A 25,867-nucleotide genomic window follows, 5' to 3' on the forward strand; every position below is an offset into this window, starting at 1 on the left:
GGGACATCAGCTGACCCGCGGCCCGCGGGCGGGCGTGACGGTGAGGTCGAGCCGGATCGGCAGGCCGGGGTCGGCCAGTGCCGACCGCGCATGCGCGAGCGCCTCAGTCTCGATCCGGTCCCGCAACTCCGCCAGATCGGCGCTGTCCTCGACCGTGACGGCCACACCGAGCACGGGCCGTTCGGCGTCCCCGACCAGCCTGACGTCACTGCCCACCACACCGCTGTAGCCGTCGATCTCCCCGGCCACCGCCCGCGTCACCGCGTCGGGGCGCAACGTCGTGCGTCCCGGCCCGCCCGCGTCGACCGGGAGATCGCCGGTGCGCTGCGTGGAGAACAGGATCGCCAGCAGCCAGCGCACACACAACAACACGAGCACGAGCGCCGCCACGGCCACCACCGGCCAGAACCACGAGCTCTCGCGGCGCACGAAGTCCCCCACCGCGTTGTCGCCCAGCGACCGCCCCGCCGCACCGTCACCGAAGGCACCGAGCGAGAGCGCGCCGCCGAGCCCGCCCGCGGCCACCAGAAGCAGTGCGAGCACGGTCAGTGTCGTGCGATTCGTCCGATCGGCATGCATCACGCGCTCCTGGTCCGGACCGAGACCGACGGGGCCGAGCGCAGCCGCAACCGGTCGACGGCCTCCTTCGCCGCCTCGGACGTGTCGTCGGCGACCCTGCCCAGGGTCGTGCGGTCGCGGCTGGCCGCCGTCGCCATCACCTTCACGGCGCGGCGCTTCACCGTGACGCGCGCCGACCGCACCCCGTCGACCCGCGTGACCGCGGCCCGCACCGCCTCCGCCACCCCCCGGCGCGTGTAGGCCGTGTCGATCGGCTCGCCCCGCGCGTCGTCGGTTCGCGGCGCGACGCGCAGACGCCGCAGTCTAGGCCGGGTCAGCTCGGCCGCCAGCAACAGCAGCCCGGCTGCCAGCAGGATCGCGCACACGACCCGCACCACGGTGTCCTCCCACGCCGTGCGCTGCGTCCAGCGCACCGCCGCCTGCCAGTCCCACCACACCGGCCCGCGGTCGAGTGCCGCCGCGACCACCTCGACGATGACCAGCACACCCCCGGCGGCGAGCGCCAGCGCCAGCACGGTCGCCAGCAGCCGGTTGACCACCCTCATCGTGACTCCTCCCCGGGTCCCCTCACCGTCACCGCGCCCTCGGCTGCGGCTCCGAGCGCGTGACCAGGTCGGTGACCTCGATGTCGAGATCGGTGACCGTGAGACCGGTCAACCACTCGATCCGCTCGGTCACCCGGTGCCGCACCTCGGCGCAGACCTCGGCAACCGACGCGGGCCACCGCACGCTGAGGACGACGTGAACCCGGGCCCGCGCGCCGTCCACCCTGGCGGAGGTCTTCGGCCGCCCGGCCAGGCTCGTGCGCCGCACCCCGGGCGCCCGGGCCTCCCCCAGCGAGCGCCCCAGCATCCCGGATGCCGCCGAGCCCGCGTCCGGGACCTCGGCCGCCGCCACCGCGGCGAGCGTGGCCACCACGCGGTCGCTGATGTCGATCCGGCCGAACTCGGTGCGGCCCGGCCGCGCTCGGCCCTCCGCCGGAGCCGCCGTCATCGGCTCTGGCGCCGTTCCGGCACGAACCGGTAGACATCGATGTCGCCGTCGAGCACCTTGCCGACCACATAGCCGATCAACGCCACGAACACGACGATCAACATCTGCCCGAAGCCGCCGAACGCCCATGCGAGGCCGAACGCCACCCCGACCAGCGTTCCCATGTACGCGCGAGTCATGGTCCCTACCTCCACTCGAACTACCCCTCCTCCGGCGCGACGAGGTCGGCCACGGCCACGTCGACCCGCCGCCCCCGGACGTGAGGCACGACCGCTTCGCGCACGTGCCCGCCGAGCGCGGGCAGGGGCACTCCCCACTCGGCGACGATCTGGACCGTCACCCGGTCGCGGTCCACGCGCACACCCTCGACCGTGCCGCCGGGCACGTACGACACCACGGGCGGGCGGGCCGGTCCGGCCACGCCGCCCGTCAGTCCCGCGACACCCGGGCAGTTTCGAACGGCGGCCACGACCCGGCCGACGTCGACGCCGTCCACCAGCACGGCGCCGCCCGGTGCCGTCGTCATGACACCCTCGGCGCCGTTTCCTGTCCCTCGTCCGGCAGGTACACGTCGTCGACGTTGATGTTGATCTCCGTGACCTCGAGCCCGGTCATCCGCTCGACCGTCTGCTTCACGTTGCGCTGGACGCTCTTGCCGAGGTCGGCGATGGAGATGCCGTACTCGACGACGATGTCCAGATCGATGGCCGCCTGCGTCTCGCCGACCTCCACGGCGACGCCCTGCGACACGCTGGGACCGGAGCTGCCCGGGATACGCTCCCGCAGCGCTCCGACCGCGCGGCCTCCGGACGTGCCCATGTCGTGTACGCCGCCGACCTCGCGGCACGCCACCCCAGCGATCTTGGTCACCACGCTCTGGGACACGCTGATCCTGCCCTCGTCGGTGGACAGCGGATCCCGCGCGGAGCGCTCCCCCGCCCGGCTCCTCACCGTCTGCTCACCCGTCGAGCCCTGAGTCTGGGACATCGCAGCACCTCGCACACATCGCTTGTCAGCGGCCCGGGGACAGGCGTCCCCGGCGACCGATCCGGACACCCGACGGCGGCATACCCCACGACACCGCCGTCAACCGCCGCGCGGGGCAGGTGAACCCGGCCGAGTGGCGTGCCGGGGCCTCCTCGCCGGACCCGGAATCATGACAAGATCGGAACCGTCCACGGGGCCGAGGCGAGGAGGACCATGACGGCGTCACCCGATCACCGGCCGGGCACGCAGCTCGCCCCGGTGGCGTCCGCACCACCGGTCCGCGCCGGCAGCGCACACGAGGTCGAGGCCGCGGTCCGCGACCAGCTCGTCGCCGATATCGGGACGGCACGGCTGGAAGCCCTCGCGACGACACTCGACCGGGCGACGTTCGGGGTCGTCCTGCACTGGTTGTCGAGCTACCAGCGCCGCTCACGCGACACCAAACGCGGCTACGCCGACGACGTGGTGCGCGTGGCCGAATGGTTCGTGGCGGCCACCGGCCGTCGCCACGCCGACCTGCTCACGGGCCTGCACTTCGACACCGTCACCGCCTGGTCGCTCTACGCACGAAGCCGTGGCGACGCGGCGCGCACCCAGCGCCGCTGCCTCTCGGCGCTGTCGTCGCTGTTCGAGTACGCCCGGCGCGCACACCGGCTCGCGGTCGAGAACCCGGTGCACCTGCCCACGCACGCCCCGCCGCTCGGCACCTCCACCGACGGCCGCCCTCCCGGCGCGACCCGGGTGCTGGAACTGTCCGACGTCGCCGCACTCACGCAGGCGTGTTCCGGCGCCGAGGACCACCTGGTGTTCGAGCTGCTGTTCACCCAGGGGTTGCGCGAGTCCGAAGTGGTCTCACTCGACATCGACAACCTCGATCGGACCACGGTGCCGCCTCTGCTGTCGGTGCAGCGCAAGGGAGGCCGGTGGGTGCGGCGCAGGCTCAGCGACGCCGCCGTGCGGCACCTCGACACCTATCTGGGCGAGCGCGGCAGCGGCCCGGTACTCGTCCACCCGCGAACGGGCCTGCGCCGCGACCGCCACCAGATCATCAGCATCACCCGTCGCCTCGCGCGCCGCGGAGGGCTGCCGCAGCCGCAGAAGGTGACCCCGCACGTGCTGCGGGCCACGGCCATCACCACCCTGCTCGATCGCGGCAAACCGCTGCAGGAGGTGCAGGAGTGGGCCGGGCACGCCCACGCCTCCACTACTCGCGGCTACTGGGAACGCCGCCACAGCGTCCAGCGCGACGCGGCTCTGTCGTCCTCGCTGATCGCCGACCTCGCCGACGCCACGGCCGGTCTCGGCGGGCGGTGACCTCGCGGCACGGTCACAACGTCACGCCGTCACGCCGTCACGCCGTCACGCCACCGCGGAGGCCGCGCGGATCACGGCGTCCCGCAGCGGCGTGCCCCGCCGGGCCACACTGACCCGGCCGAGCCAGCGGGCCGCCAGCGCGATGCGCTGCGTCGGCCGTCGGCGCAGCCGGTCGTACTCACGCATCGCGGCACGCACCTCGGTGTCGTTCGTGGCCGGTGCGAGACACCGCGACAGCACCAGGCCGTCGAGCAGGGCCTGGCAGGCGCCCTGCCCGAGGTCGGGTGTCATGGCGTGCGCGGCATCGCCCAGCGACGCCGTCGTGCCGCGCACGTAGCTGGGCAGCGCGGGTCCGAGGTAGTGCAACTCGTGGCGCAGAAGGTTGGCCACGTCCGCCTGCCGCAGCACGCCGGGCACGGGTTCGGGCCAGTCACCGAACCGCTCTTCCAGCAGTGCGGCGTCCGCGCCGGGATCCCATGACCACGCCGGGGTGGGCAGCACGGCGTAGAGGTTGGTGCGCCCGGGTGCGAGCGGCGTGAAGCCGAACTTGGCGCCCGGCCCCCACACCTCGCCCGCCTCGCTCACGTCGAGATCGACCACCCCGCGCCAGACCGTGAGCCCGGTCGTGCGCAGCGTGGCAGCCCGCCCGAACAGCTCCCGCCGCGTGGCGCTGTGGGCCCCGTCGGCCCCGATCACCACCTGCGCGTCACACTCGCCCGGCCGGGGCGCGGGAGTCCCGAACCGGACGGTTCCGTCAGGCAGTGCCGCGAACAGCAGCCCGAGCAGGTCCGGGCGTGCCACCACGGAGACACCCTCGCCGGTGCGACGGCGCAGACGGTCGGTGTCAACGGTGGCGAGCCGCCGTCCATCCCACCTCCGGATCGTTCCCGGCCGCTGGGGTGAGCCGAGTTCCCGCAGTCGGTCACCGAGACCGAGCCGGTCGAGCGCGGCCATCGCTTTCGGCCAGATGCCGAGCCCCGTGCCGTCCCGTGACAGCCCCGCGGCGCGCTCGTGAACGCGCACGCGCCAGCCCGCCCGGGTCAGCCCCGCCGCGGTGGCCAGCCCTCCGATGCCCCCGCCCAGGATGTCGGCTTCCATGCACCCCACCGTACTACACCTGTAGTAGACGTTACTACGGGTGTAGTGTGGCCGACGTGACCACGCGCAGGCAGCAGGTTCTCGACGCCGCGATCCGGGTCCTCGGCAGCAGGGGAACCCGCCAGCTCACCCACCGGGCCGTCGACGCCGAGGCGCGGCTTCCCGAAGGGTCGACCTCGAACTACTTCCGCAACCGTGACGCCCTCGTGGCCGGCGTGCTCGACCGGCTCGTCACACTCGACGAGCAGGCGTGGGGACTGTTCTCGGCCGACCTGGGCACCACCACCCCGACGCTGGAGGACTTCGCCGACGCCGTCGCGCAGTTCACCACCGAACTGGCCGGCACCGCCCGCGTCGCCACTCTCGCCCGGCACGCGATCTTCCTCGAAGCCGCCCACCGGGACGAGCTGCGCCGCCAGGTGGACGAACGCAGGCGGCGACTGATCACCTGGGGCGCGCCCTGGCTGGCGCGACTCGGCTCCCCGCACCCGGAACAGGACTTCGCCGCCCTGCGGGCACTCCTGGACGGGCTGCTGCTCCACCAGTCCACGCTCGGCGAAGCCGACGTCGATCCGGCGGACGCGATACACGCCCTGCTGGCGGGACTGAGCCAGCGATGGTGAGCGGAGCGGTGGGGTATAGGTCGTTATACACATAGCCACCGTCACCGCGACTCACCAGCCGACGCGGCTCTCCGCCCAGCTCGAGAGCGCCCGCCGCACAGCGGGATCGTGGGCTTGGCGATGCGGCTCGGCCAGATCGAACCGGTCGAAGTACCGCCCGGTGACCGTGCTCAACGCGGTGTCCAGCGCCACCCGCAACACCGGCAGCACACCGTCGTCCATCGTGGCCTGGGGAACGAAACCGCTGTCGCGCACCATGGTGGTCGGCATCAGATGGGCGGGGTGGACGGCGTTGACATGGACGCCCCGCGCCGCCAGCTCGATCGTGTCCATGATCAACGCGAGCTTGCTCCGGCAGTAGGCCGTGACTCCCTCGTAGGCGCGGGTGAAGTCCAGATCGTCGAGGTCCAGCGGCGCCTGGCCGACAGAGGCGACGTTGACGATGCGGCCGTCCCGAGCCAGCAGTGAGGCCAGCCTGCGATTGATCTGGTACGGCGCGAGGTAGTTGCCCGCCATCCTCAGCTCGGTGCCGCGCGAGTTGATCTCGCGCCGCCCTGGGTCCCGGCCACCGCCCACGGCCGCGTTGTTCACGACGAGGTCGAGCGAGTCGGCGAGTTCGCCCACCGACTCACACAGCGCCGCCACCGAGTCCGGCTCGGTGATGTCGGCGACGACCTCCGTCACCCGGCCACCGGAGGCGCGCAGCGTGGCGGCGACAAGCCTCAGCCTGCTCTCGTCGCGGCCGTGCAGCAGCACGCGGTCACCGCGCGCCGTGAACCGGGTCGCGAGCGCCAGCCCCAGACCCGAGGTACAGCCGGTGAGAAACACTGTCTTCATGCCTTGAAGACTAGCAAAGCTTTGATATCGGTCAGGCAGGATAGTCTTGCCGCCATGAGCGTGCCCCCCGAGGAGCGCCTGGGTTTCGACATCGCGCAGGCTCACCACGTGCTGATGAACGCCAAGGCCACGGCCCTGCGCCCCACCGGGCTCACTGTCGCCCAGTACTCCGCGCTACTGGCGCTGTCGGCCAATCCGGGGATCTCCGGGGCCGGTCTGGCCCGGGCATGCCTGGTCACCCCGCAGGCCGCCGCCGCCGTCCTCAAGACGCTGGAAGCCAAGGGCCTCGTCGAACGCTTCGCCGACGCCTGGAACCACAACGTGCGGCCCGCCCGGCTCACGCCGGAAGGCACGGCCGTGCTCGAGCGGGCCGACCACGCGGCCGGCCGACTCGAACGGCATCTTCTCGACGCGTTCACCCCGCACGACCGCGACCGGCTGCGCGACCTGCTGAGCCGCTGCCGGACCGTGCTGGACAGCGCTCACTGACAGGCTCGGGCCTCGGCTCCGGTCGAGACCCGAGCCGTGCCGAGCCGACCACGACAAGGAGACCCGGTGTCCGCACTGTTTCCCGCCCTGACCACGGCGAACGACGACGTCGCGTTGCGCTTCCCCGACCGCACGGTGACCTACCGTGAACTGGCCGGTGCGGCCGGCGCGCTCGCCCGGGAACTCCTCGAGCTTCCCGGCCCGCACCCCCGCGTGGCCGTGTGGGCCACACCGAGTCCGGAGACCGCCGTGGCCACGGTCGCCGCCCTGCTGGCCGGAGTTCCCGCCGTCCCGGTCAACCCGAAGATCGGGCAGCGAGAACTGGCACACATCGTGACCGACAGCGAACCCGCACTCGTGCTCGCCGAGCCGGGTGCCGCTCTGCCCACGGGATTCGACGGCGTGCCCCGGCACGACGTCCGCCTGGACCGCGCAGCGGATTCGCTTCCCCCCGAACCGGACGAGCGGTGCCCCGCGCTGATCGTCTACACCTCCGGCACCACGGGGGCACCCAAGGGCGTCGTCCTGCCCCGGCGCGCGATAGCGAGCACCCTCGACGCGCTGCGCGACGCCTGGGAGTGGAGCGAGCGCGACGTGCTGGTCCACGGACTGCCGCTGTTCCACGTCCACGGCCTCGTCCTCGGCATCCTGGGGCCGCTGCGGCGCGGCGGGAGCGTGCGGCACGTCGGCCGCTTCTCCCCCGCCGCCGTGGCGGCCGAACTGACCTCCGGCGCGACGATGCTGTTCGCCGTGCCGACCATGTACCACCGGCTCGCGGACGAACTCGGGGCCGACCGCGCGCTCGCCGAGGCGCTGCGGGGCGCCAGGCTGCTGGTGTCGGGGTCGGCACCGCTGCCGCTGCCCGACCACCAGCGCATCACCGCCGCCACGGGGCAGCACGTCATCGAGCGCTACGGGATGACGGAGACGCTGATGAACACCAGCGTCCGCGTCGGCGGGACACCGCGACCAGGCACGGTCGGGCCCCCGCTGCCGGGCGTGGAGCTGCGGCTGGTCGACGACGCCGGGAAGCCGGTCGAGGACTGGGACGGCAGCACCGTCGGCGAGGTCGAGGTCCGGGGACCGAACCTGTTCACCGAGTACCTCAACCGCCCGGACGCCACGGCGGCGGCGGCGCACGACGGCTGGTTCCGCACCGGCGACATGGCCACCCGCGACAGCGACGGCTCCGTCCGGCTCGTGGGCCGCAGGGCCACCGACCTCATCAAGAGCGGCGGCTACCGGATCGGGGCAGGCGAGATCGAGAACGTGCTGCTCGAACACCCCGGCGTCGCCGAGGTCGCGGTCACCGGAGAACCCGACGACGATCTCGGCGAGCGCATCGTGGCGTGGGTGGTGCCGCGCGGGCCGGCCGCACCCGGTGAGCGCGAACTCGCCGACCACGTCGCCCGGCTGCTCACCCCCCACAAGCGCCCCCGCGTGGTGCGCTACCTCGACGCACTGCCCCGCAACGACATGGGCAAGGTGCTGAAACGCGACCTGCGCACCTGACACCGTGTCCGCAGCCTGCGTAGTCGTGTCCGCAGTCTGCGTAGTCGTGTCCGCACCGTGCGAGGCAAACACGGCTACCTAATCTGCGGACACGGCGTCCTACCTCGGGTTCGCACGCGGCGTGATGATGTGGTAACGCGATCGCAACGGGCGCGCGGCGTCCGCGTCGTTCCCGCTGCGTACACTGTCGCGCTGACCCCGCACCCGAGTCCCGGTAAGGAGCCGCATGGACACGCTGATGGACGCCATCGGCGAGGTGAACGACGTCTTCTGGACCTACCTCGTGATCCCGCTGCTGGTGTTGCTCGGCCTGTACTTCACCGTGCGAACGGGTGGCGTGCAGTTCCGCATGATCCCCGAGATGATCCGGAATCTGAAGGACACACCGGAACGTGCCGACGACGGCAAGCGCGCGATCTCCTCGTTCCAGGCGTTCGCCATCTCGGCGGCGGCCCGCATCGGGACCGGCAACATCGCGGGCGTCGCGCTCGCCATCGCCATCGGCGGCCCCGGTGCGGTGTTCTGGATGTGGGTGATGGCTCTGATCGTCAGCGCGCTGGCGTTCGCCGAGTCCGCACTGGCGCAGCTCTACAAGGTCAGGGACCGCGCCGGTTACCGAGGCGGCCCCGCCTACTACATGCAGTACGGGCTCAACGCCCGCTGGCTTGGCGTGATCTTCGCCGTCGTCATCATCTTCACCTTCGGCTTCACCTTCAACATGGTGCAGGCCAACAGCATCGCCGACGTCATCTCGACCTCGGTCACCACCGCCTCGGGCAGCGAGGAGGCCGCGGGCTGGCTGGCACCGGCGATCGGCATCGCGTTGGTGGCGCTCGTGGCCATCGTGGTCTTCGGCGGTGTGCGGCGCATCGCACACGTCGCGCAGATGACGGTGCCCTTCATGGCCCTGATCTACCTCCTGCTGGGCCTGGTCGTGGTCGGCATGAACCTGGAGCAGGTGCCCGCCGTGTTCGGCGACATCGTCGGCTCCGCGCTCGGGTTCGAACAGGTCGGCGGCGCCGCCGTCGGCACGGCGATCATGCAGGGAATCCGGCGTGGGCTGTTCTCCAACGAGGCGGGCATGGGTTCGGCGCCCAACGCGGGCGCGACGGCGGCCGTGAGCCACCCCGCCAAGCAGGGCCTGGCCCAGTCGTTCGGCGTCTACTTCGACACGCTCGTCGTCTGCTCGGTCACGGCGTTCATCATCCTGGTCTCCGACCCCACCTACGGCGAGGAGGCCGGTGCGTCGCTCACGCAGAACTCGCTGGAGGCCAACCTCGGCGCGTGGTCGCTGCACCTGCTGACCTTCATCGTGTTCCTGCTGGCCTTCACCTCGGTGCTGGGCAACTTCTACTACGGTGAGGCCAACCTGCGATTCCTCACCGACGACGCGCGGGTGATCCCGGTGTTCCGGGTGGTCGTGCTCGGCATGCTGTTCCTGGGCTCGGTCGCCTCGCTGGACCTCGTGTGGAGCATCGCCGACGTCACCATGGGACTCATGGCCGTCGTCAACCTGGTCGCCGTGGCACCACTCGGAATGCTCGCCGTCCGGTTGCTCAAGGACTACCAGCAGCAACGCAGGGACGGGCTCGACCCGGTGTTCACCCGCGACCGGTTGCCGGACGTCCGGGGCGTGCAGTGCTGGGACACCGAGCCGGAACGGGTGCCCGAACGGTCCTGACCGGTCGACGTGCCGCCGCCGTGCGCTGCGCAGGCGGCGGCACGTCGACCGCGGGTCAGCGGCCGATCGAGCGGAGATAGTCCGCGAGTTCCTCGGCCGCGTCGATGTTGCCGGGCGCGCTGACCGCCTGGCCGTAGTCGAGCACGTGGAACCGGTCCTGTCGCACCGCGGGTGTGTCGGTCAACGGCGGGAACGACTTCAGGAACTCGATCTTGTCCTCGACCGGCTGGTCGCCGTAGTCGACGACGGTGATCACCTCGGGCCGCGCTTCCACGACCGGTTCCCATCCCACGGTGGTCCAGCGTTGGTCCAGATCACCCATGATGTTCCTGCCACCCGCCAGCGAGATGATCGCCTCGGGTGCGGCCTGCCCTCCCGAGGTGAACGGCTGGTCGGTGCCGGAGTCGTACAGGAACACCCGGGCGGGCTCCCCCTCGGGCCGCTGCTGCCGCAGCGCCGCGGCGCGATCCTTCAGGTCGGCGATCAGCCGGTCGGCACGCTGCTCCACGTGGAAGATCCGCCCGAGTTGCCGGAGATCGGTGTAGAGGGCTTCCAGCGGCGGGACGCGGACCGGGTCGTCGCCGTAGTCGAAGCAGCTCTCGGTGAACTGATAGCTGCGGATTCCCACCTCGGACAGCCGTTCCGGCGTGATGCCGCGGTCCTCGCTGAAGCCGGAGTTCCAGCCCGCGAGGACGAAGTCGGCCTCGGCGTCGACCACCGTCTCGAAGCCGAGCACGTCGGTGGACAGCGTCTCCACCGAACGGTAGTCCTCCAGGTAGGGCGAGCGCTCGACAGCGGGATCGGCGGTGCTGGGCATGACGATGCCCCGCATGCGGTCCGCGAGCCCGAGCGCGAACATCTTCTCGGTCGCGCTCATGTCGTAGGCGACGGCGCGCTCCGGCAGCGGATACGTGATCCGCTCACCGCAGTTCTCGACGGTCACCGGCGGGGGTCCGTGCTGGGTTCGCGCCGGGACCTCGGCGCCGCACGCGGTGCCGAGCAGGCAGCCGGTCAGCAGGACGGGAAGGACGAGCGGACGCCGCGTCACGGTGGGGTTCCTCCTGGGGTGTCGGGATTCAGGGTGTAGAGCAGTTGGGGTGTGCCCGTGTGGGGATGGGTCACGACCGTGGGCAGGACGCCGAACACCCGGTAGACGAGTTCGGGAGTCAGCACGTCGCCGGGCTTGCCGGTCTCGACGACGGAACCGTGCCGCAACACGGCCAGCCGGTCGCAGGTGGCGGCGGCGAGGTTGAGATCGTGCAGCGCCACCAGCACCGTGAGCCCACAGCCGCGCAGGAACGACAGCAGCTCCACCTGGTGCCGCACGTCGAGGTGGTTGGTCGGCTCGTCGAGTACGAGCACCTTCGGCTCCTGCGCCAGCGCCCTCGCGACGAGCACACGCTGTCGCTCCCCTCCCGACAGCGACAGGATGCCGCGGTCGGCCAGGTGCGCCACGTCGGTACGGCGCATCGCGTTCACGCAGAGTTCGTCCTCCCGCTCGCTCAGCGGGGCGGTGCCGCGCCGGTGGGGAAACCGGCCCAGCCGGACCACTTCGGCGACGGTGAAGTCGAGGTCGGTGTGGCTGTCCTGCGTCACGGCGGCCACCGAGCGAGCACTGTCGCGAAGAGACAGTGTGGTCAGGTCCGTTCCGTCGAGCAGCACGGTGCCCACACTGGGCAGCAGCGCGCGGTAGACGCAGCGCAGAGCGGTCGACTTGCCGCTGCCGTTCGGGCCCACCAGGCCCACGACCTCGCCCGCCGCCGCTGTGAGGTCCAGTTCGCGGACCAGGGTCGCACCGGCGATCTCCACGGAGACGCCGTTCCAAGCCACGTGCATCGTCAACGGCCTCCGAACAGGTAGCCCCGGCGGCGCAGCAGGATCACGAACACCGGAACCCCCAGCAGCGCCGTGATGACTCCGAGCGGCAGCTCGCGGGGCGCGAACAGCGTGCGCGAGGCCAGATCGACCCACACGAGAAAGATCGCACCGGCCAGCGGGGCGACGGTGAGCACCCGCCGGTGGTCGGCGCCGACGAGGATGCGCACCAGGTGCGGCATCACCAGGCCGACGAACCCGACCGCGCCGCTGACCGCGACCAGCGCCCCGGTGACGACGGCGGTGAGCAGGAACAGCCGCCGCCGCAGGGCGGTGGCGTCGACACCGAGGCTGGCGGCGGACTCGTCGCCCATCGCGAGCACGTCCAGCGAACGGCTTCCGCGCAGCAGCACCACCACGGCCAGTGCCACGGCCGCGGCCGCGATCGGCAGCGAGCCCCACGTCGCGCCTCCGAGACTGCCCAGCAGCCAGAACAGGACCGAGCGTGCCGCCTCGCCGAAGGGGGCGAAGAACACGATGACGCTCATGGCCGCCTGGAACCCGTAGGCCAGGGCCACTCCGGTGAGCACCAGCCGCAGCGGGGTGATCCCGGCACGGCTGTGCGCGGCGGCGTAGACGAGCACCGACGCGGCCAGTGCGCCGAGGAACGCGGCAGCCGACAGCGCGTAGACACCGAGGCCCGCGAACAGTCCGAACGAGACGACCGCGCTCGCCCCCACCGAGGCACCCGAGGACACGCCGAGGATGAACGGGTCGGCCAGCGCGTTGCGCACCATCGCCTGCACGGCGACTCCGAGCACACTCAACCCGGCACCGACCACCACCGCCAGCAGCACCCGTGGCGTGCGCACCTGCCAGATGATCGAGTAATCGGTGATGTCCTCCGGCCCGATCGCGCCACCGGTGAGCGCGGCCCAGAGGTAGCGCACGGTGTCCGGCAGCGGGACGACCGCGGGCCCCAGCGACACCCCGACCACGACCGACACCACCAGCACCGCCGACAGCCCCAGCACGACCGGCGACAACCCGGAACGCGAGGAAACACGGGGGGACGGCCGGGCCGCCGCTTCCGGCACGGTCACGCGCAGCCTCCACAGTCGACGTCACACGGTCAGCGGAGGCCACCCGTCCGGGTGACGCGCCGCGCCACCACAATACAAATGACAATCATTTTCGTCTAGTGGAACCGTCGGGAACCGGGCACCAGCGCCGCCGCGGCGGGGGCGAGGAAGCAGACCACCGCGCACCCACCCAGCACGGCGGTGACACCGAAGGCGTCGACGGCCGGGGCGATGAGCGCGAGCCCGACCGGGGCGAGGCCATAGGAGAGCAGGAAGTCCAGCGAGGACACCCGTGCCAGTTTCGCGGGCTCGACCTCCCGCTGAATGGCGGTGAACCACGGCACGTTGAACAGTTCGATGCCCACACCCGCGACCAGGTAGGCGGCGAACACCACGGCGGGATGCACGGGCAGCAGCAGGCTCAGCGGAGCGACGCCGTAACACCCCAGACCCGCCAGCGCGGCCCAGCCCCGCGCCCTGGGCCGCCAGCGTGCCACCAGCAGCGCCCCGGCCAGCGCGCCCGCCGTGTAGGCGGTGAGCGCGCCCGCCAGCACGGCCTCGGTGCCGTAGCGGTCCCGGCTGACCAGCGGCAGCACCACCGCCGTCGCGGAGTATCCGGTGGCGATGACGGCGGTCAGCGCGCCGAGCCCGGCCAAGAACCACGGATGCCTGCGGGCCTCGCGCACCCCGTCGGCGAACTCGGCCACGAACCGGGCACGGTCGCGTGTGCCGCCGCCCACCGTGCCGCCGCGCGGCGGCACCAGAGCGGCCACCAGCCACAGCAACGCCGTCGCGAGCACCAGCCCGGCGACGTCGATCACCGTCGCGAGCAGCGCGGCCAGCCCGGGACCGAGCAACGTCGTGACCCGCACGGCGAGGGTCATCGCGGCGTTGGCCTGCTGGCGTCTCGGCTCGTCGACCACCTCGGCGGTCAACGCCTGAAAGGCGGGACGGCACGCACCCTGCCCTGCTCCGACCACGGCGGACGCGAGAGCCATCAGCGGCATCGAGCCACCCAGCCCGACCGCGATCAGCGGAGTGGCCACGGCGGCGGCCAGGCCCGCCCACAGCACGACCGCGCGGCGGGAGTAGCGATCCGCCAGTACGCCGCCGAGCGGGACGGCACCGACGAATCCGGCCGTGCGCGCGGCCAGCACGATGCCGAGCCCCGCCGCCGTCAGGCTTCGGTCGAGCACCGCGAGCCCGAGAATGAACGGCAGCGCCCAGGTGGCCAGCCCGGACGCCGTGGTGCCCGACCACAACCGCAGGAACGGGACGTCCCGCAGAATCGGGCGGCCCGGCGGCACCGGGGCGGCCCCCGCGGACCCGGTGGCCCCAGTCGACTCGTCGGGCGCGGACGGGGACACCACGGGCACCACTCCTCGGGTTCCGGTCGTGCTCGGACGAACTGCCGGCGACCACGTTAACGACAACGATTATCGTTACATGATTCAGGTCGCCGCTCGCCGATCATCCGGTCCGAGCCTCGTCGAGTTCGGCAGGCCAGACGAGCCCACCCCGGACGGTGTCCATGCGGTAGTCGGTGACGGGCTGGTCGAACAGCCGAGCCCCGAGTTCACGCGCCTGCCGCAGCGGATCGGCCGGATCACGCGCGACCTCACCACGGGAGTTCGCCACACCCCGCACGATGCCGACCAGCTCGTGGCGCAGATAGCGCGCCAGCTCCTGCACATGCGCGTTCACTCCGAGGGCCGCGCCGGGATAGGTCTCCTCGGCGGTGAGCGCGACGGCCAGCCGCTTGTGCATGACACCCCGCTTCACGTCGGCATGGCCCGGATAGTCGGCCTTGGCATAGCAGAAGATCCGGTCGAGAAAGATCTTCAACTGCCCCGACATGCCGTACCAGTAGAGCGGGGTGGCCAGCACCAGGGCGTCGGCCGCAAGCACCCGCGTCAACAGCAGGTCGGCGAAGCCGTCGTCGATCGAGCAGGAGCCGTCCGCGAGGCGGCAGGTCCGGCAGTCCCGCAGCGGTGCGGTGACCACGTCGGCGAGATCGACGAGTTCGGTCTCGTGGCCGTGGCCCGCCGCGCCGTCGAGCATCGCCTGTGCGAGCAGCCGGGAGTTGCCGTCCCTGCGGGGACTGGAGCTGAGCGCGAGAACCTTCATGAGCTGCCACCTGTTCGTGTTGCCGTGACGACGTCGTTGCCGCGTTCTACGCTCCCGGGGTCAACCCATCAGGACAAGGCCGAAGATGTGGCCGGTAACGGGAAGTTCTGCTTCATGATTGAGCTGTCACGGCTGAAGATCCTCGTCGCGCTGCACGAGCTCGGCACGGTGCATGCCGCCGCGACCCGGCTGCACGTCTCGCCGTCCGCCGCCTCGCAGCAGCTCGCCACACTCACCCGGGACGCGGGCACGGCACTGACCGAGGCCGACGGCCGCACGCTGCGGCTGACCGACGCCGGGCGTGTTCTCGTCGAGCACGCCTACGCCCTGCTCGCGCTCGCCGAGCGGGCAGCGGGCGACGTGCAGGCGGCGTCCGCGGGTGACCTCGGCAGGCTCACCGTCGGCGCGTACGCCTCCACGATCTCGTCGCTGCTGCTGCCCGCGGTGGCACGGCTCCGGGACCGCCACCCCGGCCTGAGCACCGACGTCCGCGAGATCACGGGCCCCGGTGCGCTCGACGCGCTGTCGAACGGCGAACTGGACATCGTGGTCACGGTCGACGCAAACGGCTCGGCACCGGAGGACCCTCGCCACAGCAGCATCACGCTGGGAACCGACCATCTCGACCTGGCACTGCCAGCCGATCACCCGCACGCGAGCGGCGTTGCGGTGGAGCTCGCCTCGCTCGCGCACGAGGACTGGGTCGGCACCCTCGCGGGCGACGCCTGCGACACGCTGGTGCAGCGAGCCTGCGCCGACGCGGGCTTCCGCCCCCGCGTCCGGCACCGCGTCAACGACCGCACGGCCACGCTCGCGATGGTCGCGGCAGGGCTCGGGATCGCGGCGGTGCCCCGGGTCACGGCAGCGCCCATTCCCCGCGGCGTGACGATCGTTCCCGCCGACGGCGACCCCCTGCGCCGCCCCGCCCTGGCCCTCGTGCGACGAGGCTCCGAGACCCGCCCGGCGGTGGCCCGCTGCCTGACCGCTCTCCAGGACATCGCGGGCACCACCGGGTGTGCGTGAAGCCGGCCGGGTCCGCCTCAGCGGCGCAGGCGCTCGCGCAGCGCGCGCAACTGCTGCGCGCGGCGGCCCAGGCCCCAGCGGGCCACCTTCACGACGGCCTCACCGATGATGGTGCCGCTCATCTTCGACTGGCCGACTTCGCGTTCGGTGAAGGTGATCGGCACCTCCAGAATGCGGAAGCCAGCCTCGTCGGTGCGCCAGGTGAGATCGATCTGGAAGCAGTAGCCCTGCGAGGCGATGGACTCCAGCGGCAGCGCCCGCAGCACCGCACGCCGGTAGGCACGGAAACCGGCGGTGATGTCGGAGACGGCGACACCGAGCGCCAGCCGCGAGTACAGGTTCGCGCCCTTCGACAACAGCTGCCGGTGCTGGGGCCAGTTGACGAGCGCGCCGCCGGGCACGTAGCGCGAGCCGATCACGAGGTCGGCGTCGCGCAGCGCGTCGAGCAGCCTCGGCAGGTCCTCGGGCGCGTGCGACCCGTCGGCGTCCATCTCGACGACGGTGCCGTAGTCGCGAGCGAGCGCCCAGCGGAACCCGGCGATGTAGGCGGCGCCGAGCCCGGCCTTCTCGGTGCGGTGCAGGACGTGAACGCGGTCGTCGTCCCCGGCGAGCTTGTCGGCGACCTCGCCGGTGCCGTCGGGGCTGCCGTCGTCGACGACCAGGACGTGTACCTGGGGTAGCACCGTGTGGAGCCGCTGCACCAGCGGCGGAAGGTTGTCCCGCTCGTTGTAGGTCGGGATCACCACCAGCACCGGTTCGGTCTCACCCGTGTGCTGTGTCCCCTCCGCCATGCTGCTCCCCTTCTGTCGCGTCGGTCCGCCCTGCGGTTCCCCGGCTGCGCGACCGGAGCACGAACCCGGCGACCACCGCGGCGAGCGCGGCCCCGACCAGCGCGTACTCGGTCCACGCACCGAGTCGATCCGACAGCGTAGCTTGCTCGCGCAGGGGGACTTCGGAGACCAGGGACGTGTCGGTGTAGAGGCTGGTGGAGCGAGTCACGCCGCCGTCGGGCGCCACGATGGCGCTGACCCCACTGGTGGCGGCGACCACCACGGCACGGCCGTGTTCGACGGCCCGCACGCGTGACATGGCGAGCTGCTGGTGGCTCATCTCGCCCCGCCCGAACCACGCGTTGTTCGTGGGGGTCACCAGGAGGTTGGCACCGAGGTTGACGGTGTCGCGGGCCACGTAGTCGTAGGCGATCTCGTAGCAGATCACCGAGCCCAGCCGGGTTCCCGCGAGGTCGAGCGTCGTGGGCTCGGTTCCCCAGCGCATGTCCTGGCTGTTGCCGACGAACGGGGTGAACCAGCGCGCGACCTCGCGCATGGGGACGTACTCGGCGAACGGCACCAGCTCGCGCTTGACGTAGTGGTCGACGACGCCCTGCCCGGGTCGCCACGCGAGCGTGGCGTTCTCGGTGAGGTCGCTGCCCGGCGGGCGGTACAGCGCACCGATCAGCGCGGGGACACCGAAGTCGTCGACGAGCGCGGCCAGTTCGGGGTCCTCGCCGCGCACGTCGGTGGCGGTCTCGGGCCAGACGACGAGATCGGGCCGGGGCACCTCACCGGCGCGGATGGCGTCGAGCAGTTCGGCGCTCTGCCGGAAGTGGTTCTCGCGGATGGTGGCACGCTCGCCGAGCAGACCGATACCGGCGTCGGGGGCGTTTCCCTGCACGACGGCGACGGTGCGGCTGCCGGTCTCGGCCGCGGTCCCGATCGTCGGCCAGACCGCCAGGCCCACCAGCGGCGGCAGGACGACGGCGACGACGGGCGTTCGCCACGAGCGAGCCGGACGCCACCCCGTGGCCCGTGCCCGCACCAGCAGGTGCGCCAGGCCGAAACCGGTGACCAGCACGGCGAACCCGACCAGTGGGGCGCCCCCGATCGAGGCCAGCGAGAGATAGGCGCCCTCGGGCTGGCTGAACGCGACCCGCCCCCACGGGAACCCGTTGAACGGGAACCGCTGCCGCGCCCACTCCTGTAACAGGAACACCAGCGCCAGCCACACCGGCGCCGCGGGAAGGCGGGCGACGACCGGCATCAGCGCGCAGGCCGAGGCCACGAACAGCGCCATCACCGCCGACAGCGCCAGCCACGGCGCTGGACCGAACTCCTGCCCGAGGAAGTCCTGGATCCAGAGCAGGTGGGTGAGGTTGAACGCGAGCCCGAACACGAGGCCGTATCCGGCGGCACCCCACGCCCGGCGCCCGTGCAGGACGAGGCCGAGCCCGGCGAACGCCAGCGGCACCAGCCACCACAGCGGGCGCGGGGAGAAGCCCGCGAACAACACGAGCCCGGACGCGGCGGCCAGCGCCGCCCGGGCCGCGACACGGCCGAGCCGGTCACGGGTACGAGCGACGCGCGCCGGAGCGTGGTGCGGGAACGACGGTGAGGCCGTGGCGGTCACGCCGCCAGCCTAGGTCCCGAACCCCGGAGCCGACCGCCGTGTCCGCAGCTCCCGTAGCCGTGTCCGCAGCTCCCGTAGCCGTGTCCGCAGCTTGCGTAGCCGTGTCCGCAGCTTGTGTAGCCCGTTGCGGCGCGGGCAGGCCCGGCCCTCATCCGCGCGACGCCCCCGTACCCGGCGCGGTGTGGTCGTCCGCGTGGTCGTAGAGCACCGCACCGCCGCGCACGGTGCGCAGGCAGCGCGGCAGCGAGACTCCGGGATCGAGCGGCGGCAGTCCGGGCACCCGGGAGCGCGGGTCGGTGGACCATCGCTGCACCCTGCTGTCGGAGGCGGCCACCACGAGGTCGTCGGCCTCCCACACCGCATAGTGGGCGGGCGCGCCAGGCACGAGGCTGCCGGTGACGCCGTCGTGGCCGCCCGCCGCGCGGTGCCCGCCCCGGGTGTGGGCGTTGAACGCCGCACGTGCGGAGATCCCCGAGCCGGCCGTGTGGTGCTGCACGGCCGCCCGCACGCTGCCCCACGGGTCGAGCGGGGTGACCGGGGCGTCGGAGCCGAACGCCAGGGACACGCCCTCGGCGGCCAGCGCGGCGAACGGGTTGAGCCCGGCGGCGCGCTCGGCGCCGAGACGGCTCGCGTACATCCCGCTCGGGCCGCCCCACAGCGCGTCGAACGCGGGTTGCATGGACGCGGTCACGTTCCAGCGTGCCAGCGCCGCGGCCTGCTCCCCCGTCACCATCTCGACGTGTTCGAGCCGGTGGGACACGCGGGCGAGCGCACGCTGCCCGACACGCTGTTCGGCCAGCGCCAGCGCGTCGACGAGTTCGCTCACGGCGGCGTCGCCGATGACGTGGAACCCGGCCTGCAACCCCGCCTCGGTGCAGGCGACAACATGGTCGGCGATGGCCTCGGCGCTCAGGTAGCGGGTGCCGCGGGAGTGCGGGCGGTCGGCGTAGGGCTCGTGCAGCGCGGCGGTGCGCGAGCCCAGTGCGCCGTCGACGAACAGATCGCCGGCCAGCCCACGCAGGCCGAGTTCGCGCGCGAGACCGAGTGTGTGGTCGTCGGCGAGCGCGCCCCAGTACGGCACCACGTCGGGCAGGCCCGGTTCGGCGGCGGTACGCAGCAGTGTGCGCAGGTCGTCCTCACCGCAGATGTCGGGACCGGCGCACTCGTGGACGCTGACGATCCCGGCGCGGGCGGCGGCGCGCAGGAACGCACGCTGGGCGCGGGCCCGCTGGTCGGGGGTGAGGGCGGCGTGCGCCGCGGCGCGGGCGAGGTGGTGGGACTCGCGCGTCAGCGGCCCGTCCGGCGAGTAGCCGTCGGCGTGGAGGGCGTCCGGCGCCAGTTCGAGCAGCGCGCTGGACACGAGCGCGGAGTGGACGTCGACCCGGCTCAGATAGACGGGCACCTCCCCCGCGGCCTCGTCGAGTTCCGCGCGGCTGGGCAGCCGGGCGCCGGTCCAGGTCGACTCGTCCCAGCCGTGCGCGAGCAGGATCTCGCCGGGCAGCGCCGCCGTGCGCACGGCGGCGAGCAACTCGGCGGCGTCGCGGACGCCGGTGAGGTCGAGCCCGGTGAGATGCAGGCCGGTGTTGGTGGCGTGGACGTGGGCGTCGACGAAGGCGGGGGCGACGAACGCGCCGGCGAGGTCCACCACCTCGGCGTCGGGGTGCAGCGCACGGCCGGGTGTGTCCTGTCCCACCCAGACCACCGTGCCGTCGGTCACGGCCAGCGCGGTGGCATCGGGCGAGCTGGGGGTGTGGATGCGTCCGCCCACCAGGAGCGTCGTGTCACTGCTACTCACGCTCCAGAGTGTGCCACCCGCTCCCGGACGAGAAGTTTTGCGTCTGAACGTCGATATGAAAGGATATTTTCACGAGCAGTCGACATTGAGGAGCAGAAGTGACTGTGACCCAGGAACCTGCTGAACCCGCTGCCGAGCTCGCGGAACAGCCCTACACCTACCGGCGCGTCGAGTTGGCGGAACCCGACTGGCGGCGCTTTCCGGGCTGGCGCGACGTGACCGAGGCGCAGTGGCGGGACGCGCAGTGGCAGCGAGTCCACTGCGTACGCAACGTCAAGCAACTCCGCGCGCTGATGGGAGACCTGCTTGAGGACCGGTTCTACGACGACCTCGTGGCCGACCAGCAGGAGCTCGCGACGATGTCGATGCTGCTGCCCCCGCAGATGCTCAACACGATGGCGCCGCACGCGGGCACCGATCCGGCCAAGGTCACCGAGGCGTTCTACGCCGACCCGATCCGCCGCTACATGCTGCCCGTGCGCAGCGACCGCGACCCCGACTGGCCGAGCCACCCGCATTCGCAGCGCGACTCGCTGCACGAGGCGGAGATGTGGGTCGTGGAGGGCCTCACCCACCGCTACCCCACCAAGGTCCTGGCCGAGCTCCTCTCGACGTGCCCCCAGTACTGCGGGCACTGCACCCGCATGGACCTGGTCGGCAACTCGACCCCCCAGATCGACAAGCACAAGCTCGCCCTCAAGCCGGTGGACCGCCAGGACGCCATGATCGACTACTTGAAGCGCACCCCGGGCGTGCGCGACGTGGTCGTCTCCGGCGGCGACGTGGCCAACGTGCCGTGGCACCAGCTCGAAGCGTTCCTCATGCGACTGCTCGACATCGAGACCGTGCGCGACATCCGGCTGGCCACCAAGGCACTCGCGGGGCTTCCGCAGCACTGGCTGCAGCCCAAGGTCGTCGAGGGGCTGGCCCGCGTGGGCGGCACCGCGCGCCGCCGTGGCGTGAACCTCGCCATCCACACCCACGTCAACCACGCGCAGTCGGTCACGCCGCTGGTGGCGGAGGCCACCCGCGCCGCACTGGACGCCGGGGTGCGCGACGTCCGCAACCAGGGCGTGCTCATGCGCGGGGTCAACGACACTCCGGCGCAGCTCTTGGACCTGTGCTTCGCGCTCCAGGGCGAGGCGAGCATCCTGCCCTACTACTTCTACATGTGCGACATGATCCCCAACGCGGAGCACTGGCGGCTGTCGGTGGCCGAGGCGCAGGAACTCCAGCACGCCATCATGGGCTACCTCCCCGGCTACGCCACGCCGCGCATCATCTGCGACGTGCCGTACGTCGGCAAGCGGTGGGTACACCAGCTCGCCGAGTACGACCGCGAGCGCGGCATCTCGTACTGGACGAAGAACTACCGCACCGGCATCGAGCACGACGATCCCGAGGCGCTGCGCCGCCGGTACCCGTACTACGACCCGGTGTCGACGCTGCCCGCGGCCGGGCAGCAGTGGTGGCGGGAGAACGGCTGAACCACCCTTTCGGGTGGTCGACGCCACGGCTAACATGCGGCATGCCCGCCTGGCGAAGATCATCTCGCGGCCCCGCCCCGGCTCTGCCGTGGCGGGCCGCGCCGAAAGCGGCCCTGTCGAGTCCCCTGACGCTCGTCGCCGCCGCCATTACCACGTTGCTCTCCTGCTTCCTCGCGGTCGGCGCGGTGCTGCACAGCTCCGCCGCGGGCGGCGCGACGCTGGACCACCAGGCCGCCACCGTGTGCCCGGACTCGTACGGCCCGGTCATCACCCAGGCAGGAGTGGCGCCGGAGAAGGTTCCCGCGATCATCGAGACCGTGGAGCGGCACGCCGCCGTCCACGGCTTCGGCACCCCCACGGTGAGCCTGTTCAGCCACGAAACGCAGGGCGTCGAGTTCGGGACCGGCGAGGGCTTCATCGTGCGCCTCGGCTACCGCGACGGCGGGACCGAGCAGCTCACCCAGCTGCGCGGTGACGACACCACCGGGCTGTGGGTGGGACGCGACCTGGCGGGTTTCGCCGGGATCGGGCCGGGCGACCGCGCCGTCAACACCGAATGGCCCGCGATCTCGGGCGTCTACACCGACCTCTACAACCCCGCGCCGCGCTGGTGGTGCTCCGTCCAGGACCTCGCGGTGCAGGACCGGCTGATGGATCCCCCGGGCGGCGCCGTCGTGTTCGCCACCGACCGGGCGGCGTTCGACGACGCCACGCGGGACCAGGAGTCGCTGGAGCGGCTCACGGTCACCTTCCCTGCCCCAGCGCCGCGCACCCTGGCCCAGGCCGAGGATTCCCAGGACCGGGCCGAGGCACTGCTCGCCGGTGTCCGCGACGAGCTGCGCGACCAGGGCATCGCCGCCCCCCTGCTGTCGACGCCGTTCGCGCGCTCGCTGGAGCTGGCCCGGCAGGCGCAGTCGACGGTCACGTTCTCGATCCTGCCGCTGGCCGCGCTGAGCGTCGGCGTGGGCCTGCTCGGCGCCGCCACCGTGGGTTTGCAGTGGTACCACCGCCGCCACGCCCAGGTGCGCCTGCACTCCGCACGCGGCCACGGTCCGGTGGCCGTCGGCAGCCTGGCCGCGGCCGAACTGGGCGGGTTCGTGCTGGCCGGGGGCATCGCCGGTGCGGTGCTGGCCCGGGTGAGCGCCCCGCTGTTCGCACCACCGGGCCAGGTCACCACCGGCGCACAGTGGTTCGCCGCCGGAGCGGCGATGCTGGTGCTGCTGGCGGCGATGTCCCTGCTCGTGCTGGTGGTGGCGGTGCGTACGCACCGCGAGTTCGGCCTCGGCCTCACCGCGCCCCGGCGACGACGCGGGGTGTTGCCGCTCGTGCCGTGGGAGCTGCTGACCGCGGCGGTGGCACTGTGGGGCTGGTCCCGGCTGCCGCACGGCGGCGGCACCGGTTCCACCGGCCCCGTGCCCGAGACCGATCCGCTGGCCCTGATCTACCCGGTCGCGGTGGTGCTGACCGTCGGCCTGGTGACCGCCCGCCTGGCCTGGTGGGCGCTGCGGGCCTCGCACCGGCTGCGCTGGTGGTCGCGGCCGACGGCGCAGTGGGCGGTGCGGCGCCTGGCGCACGCCCGGGGGCCCGTCACCGGCGTGCTGATCGTCGCCGTGCTCGCGGTCGGCACGCTCACCGTCGGTTCGGCGATCTCGTCGGGCCAGCAGAGCGCGCTGGCCGAGAAGTCCGGAGTCTTCGTGGGCTCCGAATCGCGCACGGACGTGGAGAACGCCGTGGGCCGGGGTGAGATCGCACTGCCCGGATCGTTGCGCGAGCGCAGCACGGTGATCGGCACCGTCGGCGCGGGTGAGGGCACCGCGATGGTGTTCGATCCGGACACGTTCACCCGCGCCGCCTACACCGAGCATTTGCCGGACGCCACGCTGACCGACCTGCTCGCCCGGCTGGACGGCGCGGGTCCCGGCGGGGCGGTGCCCGTCATCGCGGTCGGCGACGCCCCGGCGACGGAGACCACCCCGTTCGGCGAGATCCGGGCCGTCGGCCGCCTTGACGTGGTTCCGGTGCTCGGCGGGCAACCGGGCTACCTCGTGCCCCGCACCGCGCTGGACGCGGACCAGCTCGACGCGGTCCCACGCTGGGCGGTGCTGTCGACGGCCACCGTGGCGGAGGTGGGCGCCGCGCTGCGGCAGGAGGCCATCGTGCACATGAACGCGGTGGGCAGGGCGGGCGCCTTCGATGCCCTGCCCTTCTACGTCGTCGAGTGGACGTTCGGGTTCGTGGCGCTGCTGGGAGTCGTCCTCGGAGTGGCCGCGGCGCTGGCGATGCTGGTGGCGATGGAGACCCGGCGACGGCAGAACACGTTGACGGCGGCACTGGCACGGCGCATGGGTCTGCGCCGCCGCGCACTGTGGGGCGGCCAGGCGGTCGAGCTGGGCACGGTGGCCGGGCTGGCGCTCGCCGTCGGCCTCACCTGCGGGGTCACCGTGGCAGCGCTGTCGGTGCGGCGGTTCGACCCGGCCCGCTGGCTCCCTCCGGGGTCGGGCCTGCCCGGCCTGGCGCCGCTGGTGCTCACGGTCACGGCCTGTGGCCTCGTGGTGGTGGGACTGGCCTGCTGGATCGCGGTGCGTTCCGTGCGCACCGCCCGAGTCGCGGAGCTGCTGCGTGAGTGACGAGCCGATCTACCGCCTGCGGCGGGTGGGTGTCGACTACCCGCTTCCCACAGCCCGCGACGGTCGGGTCACGGGACTCGACGACGTCACCCTCGACGTCCCGGCGACCGGGCTGACCGTGCTCGCCGGGCCGTCCGGCTCGGGAAAGTCGACATTGCTGCGGGTGCTGGCCCTGTTCCAGCCGCCCACGCGGGGACGTGTCGCCTTCGCGGGCGCGGCGGTCGGGCCGTCCCCGCGCGAACGCCGCGCTGTCCGGCGCCACGGGATCGGCCTCGTCTTCCAGACCCCGACCGACAACCTGCTGCCGACGCTGTCGGTGGCGGACAACCTGCACGCCGCCGCCCAGTCGGCGCGGCGGCGGGCCGACTCCGAGGACCTGCTGACGCGGATGGGGCTCGCCGGGACGGGTCGATGGCGGATTCCCGCGCTGTCGGGCGGGCAGCAGCAACGGCTGGCGTTCGCGTGCGCGCTCGCGCGCGGCTGCCCGGTCGTGCTTGCCGACGAACCGACCTCCCAGCTCGACGACACCTCGGCGGGACACGTGCTCGACGCGATCACCCGGCTCGTGGACCAGGGTGTCCCGGTCGTGACGACCTCGCACGACGACCGGGTCGTCGAACGCGGGGACCGCGTGGTCCGGCTCCGCGCCGGGCGGCTCACCGACCAGGAGGAACATCCGTGACACTCGGCCGCACCGACGCCGCCACCCCGCCACGGCAGCGGGGCGAGCACCCCGCCCTGCACGCGACCGGACTGCGGCGCCGCTTCGCCCAGGCCGGGCAGCACACCGAGGTACTGAGCGGCGCCGAACTCACCGTCGAGGCAGGAGAGCTGGTGACGATCACCGGCCGCTCCGGGTCGGGCAAGACCACGTTGCTCGCATTGCTGTCCGGGTTCGACGCCCCCGACGAGGGCACGGTGACCTTCGGCGGCGAACCCGCCGACGCGGTGCCGTGGTGGGTGTGCGCGGTGCTGCCGCAGGCGCTCGGGCTCGCGGCCGAGCTCACCTGCGCCGAGAACGTCGCCCTGCCACGGCGCCTGCGCCCCGCGACGGCAGGGTCGGCGGAGCCACCCGAGTCGCGCGGTGTTGCGGAGGTGCTGGCCGATCTCGGCCTGGCCGACCTCGCCGACCGCTATCCCGCCGAGCTGTCCTTCGGGCAGCAACAGCGCGTGGCGCTGGCGCGTGCCGTCGTCGACGGGCCGTCGGTGCTGCTCGTCGACGAACCGACCGCACATCTCGACGCCGCCGCCACGGGCACGGTGCTGGCACTGCTGCGGCGGCAGGCCGACGAGGGCACAGCCGTCGTGGCCGTCACCCACGATCCCGCGGTGCGGGAGGTCGCCGACCGGCGGCTGCGGCTCGACTCCGGTGTGCTGGTTCCGGGCTGAGAC

General features: G+C 72.5%; 26 protein-coding genes. 10 read left to right on the top strand and 16 right to left on the bottom strand.

What is annotated here, in order from left to right; translation table 11 throughout:
• Window positions 1-6 precede the first annotated feature (6 nt).
• Genes amaP through FFT09_RS01970 form a run of 6 tightly spaced genes read right to left on the bottom strand, consistent with a single transcriptional unit; the run spans window position 7 to window position 2,559 of the window.
• Entirely contained in the window at window positions 7-579 is a 573-nt protein-coding gene (amaP, locus tag FFT09_RS01945; protein WP_081190079.1) for an alkaline shock response membrane anchor protein AmaP, read from the bottom strand.
• Window positions 579-1,124, bottom strand: coding sequence for a DUF6286 domain-containing protein (locus FFT09_RS01950; protein ID WP_081190078.1), 546 nt, complete (start codon window positions 1,122-1,124; stop codon window positions 579-581). The genes amaP and FFT09_RS01950 overlap by 1 nt, the downstream gene beginning before the upstream one ends.
• Window positions 1,125-1,152: 28 nt before the next feature.
• Window positions 1,153-1,572 carry an Asp23/Gls24 family envelope stress response protein gene (locus FFT09_RS01955; RefSeq protein WP_081190077.1) on the bottom strand — a complete coding sequence of 140 codons (420 nt, stop codon included), beginning with the start codon at window positions 1,570-1,572 and terminating at the stop codon, window positions 1,153-1,155.
• The gene (locus tag FFT09_RS01960; RefSeq protein ID WP_024873996.1) at window positions 1,569-1,751 is read right to left on the bottom strand and encodes a DUF2273 domain-containing protein; all 183 of its coding nucleotides are present in this window, start codon (window positions 1,749-1,751) and stop codon (window positions 1,569-1,571) included. Before FFT09_RS01960 ends, FFT09_RS01955 begins: the two co-directional genes overlap by 4 nt.
• Window positions 1,752-1,771: 20 nt before the next feature.
• Entirely contained in the window at window positions 1,772-2,098 is a 327-nt protein-coding gene (locus FFT09_RS01965) for an Asp23/Gls24 family envelope stress response protein (protein WP_138381638.1), read from the bottom strand.
• Window positions 2,095-2,559: an Asp23/Gls24 family envelope stress response protein gene (locus FFT09_RS01970; RefSeq protein ID WP_081190075.1), complete on the bottom strand. Its 465-nt coding sequence runs from the start codon at window positions 2,557-2,559 to the stop codon at window positions 2,095-2,097. The genes FFT09_RS01965 and FFT09_RS01970 overlap by 4 nt, the downstream gene beginning before the upstream one ends.
• Before the next feature lie 213 nt (window positions 2,560-2,772).
• On the opposite strand from FFT09_RS01970, the gene FFT09_RS01975 reads away from it, so the two are divergent.
• Complete coding sequence (locus FFT09_RS01975; RefSeq protein ID WP_081190074.1) at window positions 2,773-3,873, top strand: tyrosine-type recombinase/integrase; 1,101 nt, start codon at window positions 2,773-2,775, stop codon at window positions 3,871-3,873.
• Between the two features lie 45 nt (window positions 3,874-3,918).
• Here the strand turns inward: FFT09_RS01975 and FFT09_RS01980 are convergent, their stop codons facing one another.
• Window positions 3,919-4,971: an FAD-dependent monooxygenase gene (locus FFT09_RS01980; protein WP_138381639.1), complete on the bottom strand. Its 1,053-nt coding sequence runs from the start codon at window positions 4,969-4,971 to the stop codon at window positions 3,919-3,921.
• Between the two features lie 56 nt (window positions 4,972-5,027).
• On the opposite strand from FFT09_RS01980, the gene FFT09_RS01985 reads away from it, so the two are divergent.
• Complete coding sequence (locus tag FFT09_RS01985; RefSeq protein WP_081190072.1) at window positions 5,028-5,594, top strand: TetR/AcrR family transcriptional regulator; 567 nt, start codon at window positions 5,028-5,030, stop codon at window positions 5,592-5,594.
• A 51-nt stretch (window positions 5,595-5,645) separates the two neighbouring features.
• On the opposite strand, the gene FFT09_RS01990 is transcribed toward FFT09_RS01985, so the two are convergent.
• Window positions 5,646-6,431, bottom strand: a complete 786-nt coding sequence (locus FFT09_RS01990; RefSeq protein ID WP_138381640.1) for an SDR family NAD(P)-dependent oxidoreductase — start codon at window positions 6,429-6,431, stop codon at window positions 5,646-5,648.
• A 54-nt stretch (window positions 6,432-6,485) separates the two neighbouring features.
• On the opposite strand from FFT09_RS01990, the gene FFT09_RS01995 reads away from it, so the two are divergent.
• The 3 genes from FFT09_RS01995 to FFT09_RS02005 all read left to right on the top strand — a co-directional run bounded on the left by FFT09_RS01995 (window position 6,486) and on the right by FFT09_RS02005 (window position 10,113).
• Window positions 6,486-6,920: a MarR family winged helix-turn-helix transcriptional regulator gene (locus FFT09_RS01995; RefSeq protein ID WP_208544334.1), complete on the top strand. Its 435-nt coding sequence runs from the start codon at window positions 6,486-6,488 to the stop codon at window positions 6,918-6,920.
• Window positions 6,921-6,986: 66 nt separating this feature from the next.
• Window positions 6,987-8,432, top strand: a complete 1,446-nt coding sequence (locus FFT09_RS02000; protein ID WP_138381641.1) for an acyl-CoA synthetase — start codon at window positions 6,987-6,989, stop codon at window positions 8,430-8,432.
• Window positions 8,433-8,658: 226 nt separating this feature from the next.
• Window positions 8,659-10,113: an alanine/glycine:cation symporter family protein gene (locus FFT09_RS02005; protein ID WP_138381642.1), complete on the top strand. Its 1,455-nt coding sequence runs from the start codon at window positions 8,659-8,661 to the stop codon at window positions 10,111-10,113.
• A gap of 55 nt (window positions 10,114-10,168) precedes the next feature.
• Here FFT09_RS02005 and FFT09_RS02010 read toward each other — a convergent pair whose 3' ends face one another.
• The 5 genes from FFT09_RS02010 to FFT09_RS02030 all read right to left on the bottom strand — a co-directional run bounded on the left by FFT09_RS02010 (window position 10,169) and on the right by FFT09_RS02030 (window position 15,137).
• Window positions 10,169-11,161, bottom strand: a complete 993-nt coding sequence (locus tag FFT09_RS02010) for an ABC transporter substrate-binding protein (protein ID WP_138381643.1) — start codon at window positions 11,159-11,161, stop codon at window positions 10,169-10,171.
• Window positions 11,158-11,949: an ABC transporter ATP-binding protein gene (locus tag FFT09_RS02015; protein ID WP_081190066.1), complete on the bottom strand. Its 792-nt coding sequence runs from the start codon at window positions 11,947-11,949 to the stop codon at window positions 11,158-11,160. Before FFT09_RS02015 ends, FFT09_RS02010 begins: the two co-directional genes overlap by 4 nt.
• Window positions 11,950-11,951: 2 nt before the next feature.
• Complete coding sequence (locus FFT09_RS02020; RefSeq protein WP_138382014.1) at window positions 11,952-12,974, bottom strand: FecCD family ABC transporter permease; 1,023 nt, start codon at window positions 12,972-12,974, stop codon at window positions 11,952-11,954.
• Window positions 12,975-13,126: 152 nt separating this feature from the next.
• Window positions 13,127-14,299 carry an MFS transporter gene (locus FFT09_RS02025; protein ID WP_138382015.1) on the bottom strand — a complete coding sequence of 391 codons (1,173 nt, stop codon included), beginning with the start codon at window positions 14,297-14,299 and terminating at the stop codon, window positions 13,127-13,129.
• A gap of 181 nt (window positions 14,300-14,480) precedes the next feature.
• Complete coding sequence (locus FFT09_RS02030) at window positions 14,481-15,137, bottom strand: flavodoxin family protein (RefSeq protein WP_081190064.1); 657 nt, start codon at window positions 15,135-15,137, stop codon at window positions 14,481-14,483.
• A 114-nt stretch (window positions 15,138-15,251) separates the two neighbouring features.
• Here FFT09_RS02030 and FFT09_RS02035 point away from each other — a divergent pair, with 114 nt between their 5' ends.
• Window positions 15,252-16,160 carry a LysR family transcriptional regulator gene (locus FFT09_RS02035; RefSeq protein ID WP_138381644.1) on the top strand — a complete coding sequence of 303 codons (909 nt, stop codon included), beginning with the start codon at window positions 15,252-15,254 and terminating at the stop codon, window positions 16,158-16,160.
• Between the two features lie 17 nt (window positions 16,161-16,177).
• Here FFT09_RS02035 and FFT09_RS02040 read toward each other — a convergent pair whose 3' ends face one another.
• The 3 genes from FFT09_RS02040 to FFT09_RS02050 all read right to left on the bottom strand — a co-directional run bounded on the left by FFT09_RS02040 (window position 16,178) and on the right by FFT09_RS02050 (window position 20,361).
• Window positions 16,178-16,951: a polyprenol monophosphomannose synthase gene (locus FFT09_RS02040; protein WP_024874012.1), complete on the bottom strand. Its 774-nt coding sequence runs from the start codon at window positions 16,949-16,951 to the stop codon at window positions 16,178-16,180.
• Window positions 16,923-18,566 (bottom strand): apolipoprotein N-acyltransferase, encoded by a 1,644-nt coding sequence (lnt, locus tag FFT09_RS02045; protein ID WP_138381645.1) that lies wholly within the window; start codon window positions 18,564-18,566, stop codon window positions 16,923-16,925. Before lnt ends, FFT09_RS02040 begins: the two co-directional genes overlap by 29 nt.
• 148 nt (window positions 18,567-18,714) lie before the next feature.
• Window positions 18,715-20,361 carry an amidohydrolase gene (locus tag FFT09_RS02050; protein WP_138381646.1) on the bottom strand — a complete coding sequence of 549 codons (1,647 nt, stop codon included), beginning with the start codon at window positions 20,359-20,361 and terminating at the stop codon, window positions 18,715-18,717.
• A 98-nt stretch (window positions 20,362-20,459) separates the two neighbouring features.
• Between FFT09_RS02050 and FFT09_RS02055 the strand changes: the two genes are divergently transcribed.
• The 4 genes from FFT09_RS02055 to FFT09_RS02070 are packed head-to-tail and all read left to right on the top strand — an operon-like array spanning window position 20,460 to window position 25,864.
• Window positions 20,460-21,848: a KamA family radical SAM protein gene (locus FFT09_RS02055; protein WP_081190059.1), complete on the top strand. Its 1,389-nt coding sequence runs from the start codon at window positions 20,460-20,462 to the stop codon at window positions 21,846-21,848.
• Between the two features lie 41 nt (window positions 21,849-21,889).
• Window positions 21,890-24,475 (top strand): ABC transporter permease, encoded by a 2,586-nt coding sequence (locus tag FFT09_RS02060; protein ID WP_138381647.1) that lies wholly within the window; start codon window positions 21,890-21,892, stop codon window positions 24,473-24,475.
• Window positions 24,468-25,157: an ABC transporter ATP-binding protein gene (locus tag FFT09_RS23190; protein WP_138381648.1), complete on the top strand. Its 690-nt coding sequence runs from the start codon at window positions 24,468-24,470 to the stop codon at window positions 25,155-25,157. Before FFT09_RS02060 ends, FFT09_RS23190 begins: the two co-directional genes overlap by 8 nt.
• The gene (locus FFT09_RS02070) at window positions 25,154-25,864 is read left to right on the top strand and encodes an ABC transporter ATP-binding protein (protein ID WP_138381649.1); all 711 of its coding nucleotides are present in this window, start codon (window positions 25,154-25,156) and stop codon (window positions 25,862-25,864) included. Before FFT09_RS23190 ends, FFT09_RS02070 begins: the two co-directional genes overlap by 4 nt.
• Window positions 25,865-25,867: the final 3 nt, after the last annotated feature.

This window comes from Saccharomonospora piscinae (genome assembly GCF_005862235.1).
In the GTDB taxonomy this organism is placed as follows: Bacteria; Actinomycetota; Actinomycetes; order Mycobacteriales; family Pseudonocardiaceae; genus Saccharomonospora; species Saccharomonospora piscinae.

Excerpts from the sequence above, each read along its gene's own strand:
- FFT09_RS01995 (WP_208544334.1), top strand. The coding sequence starts at position 6,486 with ATGAGCGTGCCCCCCGAGGAGCGCCTGGGTTTCGACATCGCGCAGGCT.
- FFT09_RS02030 (WP_081190064.1), bottom strand. The coding sequence starts at position 15,137 with ATGAAGGTTCTCGCGCTCAGCTCCAGTCCCCGCAGGGACGGCAACTCC.
- FFT09_RS02015 (WP_081190066.1), bottom strand. The coding sequence starts at position 11,949 with ATGCACGTGGCTTGGAACGGCGTCTCCGTGGAGATCGCCGGTGCGACC.
- FFT09_RS01990 (WP_138381640.1), bottom strand. The coding sequence starts at position 6,431 with ATGAAGACAGTGTTTCTCACCGGCTGTACCTCGGGTCTGGGGCTGGCG.
- FFT09_RS01955 (WP_081190077.1), bottom strand. The coding sequence starts at position 1,572 with ATGACGGCGGCTCCGGCGGAGGGCCGAGCGCGGCCGGGCCGCACCGAG.
- FFT09_RS01970 (WP_081190075.1), bottom strand. The coding sequence starts at position 2,559 with ATGTCCCAGACTCAGGGCTCGACGGGTGAGCAGACGGTGAGGAGCCGG.
- FFT09_RS01950 (WP_081190078.1), bottom strand. The coding sequence starts at position 1,124 with ATGAGGGTGGTCAACCGGCTGCTGGCGACCGTGCTGGCGCTGGCGCTC.
- FFT09_RS02060 (WP_138381647.1), top strand. The coding sequence starts at position 21,890 with ATGCCCGCCTGGCGAAGATCATCTCGCGGCCCCGCCCCGGCTCTGCCG.
- FFT09_RS01960 (WP_024873996.1), bottom strand. The coding sequence starts at position 1,751 with ATGACTCGCGCGTACATGGGAACGCTGGTCGGGGTGGCGTTCGGCCTC.
- FFT09_RS01980 (WP_138381639.1), bottom strand. The coding sequence starts at position 4,971 with ATGGAAGCCGACATCCTGGGCGGGGGCATCGGAGGGCTGGCCACCGCG.
- amaP (WP_081190079.1), bottom strand. The coding sequence starts at position 579 with ATGCATGCCGATCGGACGAATCGCACGACACTGACCGTGCTCGCACTG.
- FFT09_RS02040 (WP_024874012.1), bottom strand. The coding sequence starts at position 16,951 with ATGGCGGAGGGGACACAGCACACGGGTGAGACCGAACCGGTGCTGGTG.
- FFT09_RS01975 (WP_081190074.1), top strand. The coding sequence starts at position 2,773 with ATGACGGCGTCACCCGATCACCGGCCGGGCACGCAGCTCGCCCCGGTG.
- FFT09_RS01965 (WP_138381638.1), bottom strand. The coding sequence starts at position 2,098 with ATGACGACGGCACCGGGCGGCGCCGTGCTGGTGGACGGCGTCGACGTC.
- FFT09_RS02005 (WP_138381642.1), top strand. The coding sequence starts at position 8,659 with ATGGACACGCTGATGGACGCCATCGGCGAGGTGAACGACGTCTTCTGG.
- FFT09_RS02035 (WP_138381644.1), top strand. The coding sequence starts at position 15,252 with ATGATTGAGCTGTCACGGCTGAAGATCCTCGTCGCGCTGCACGAGCTC.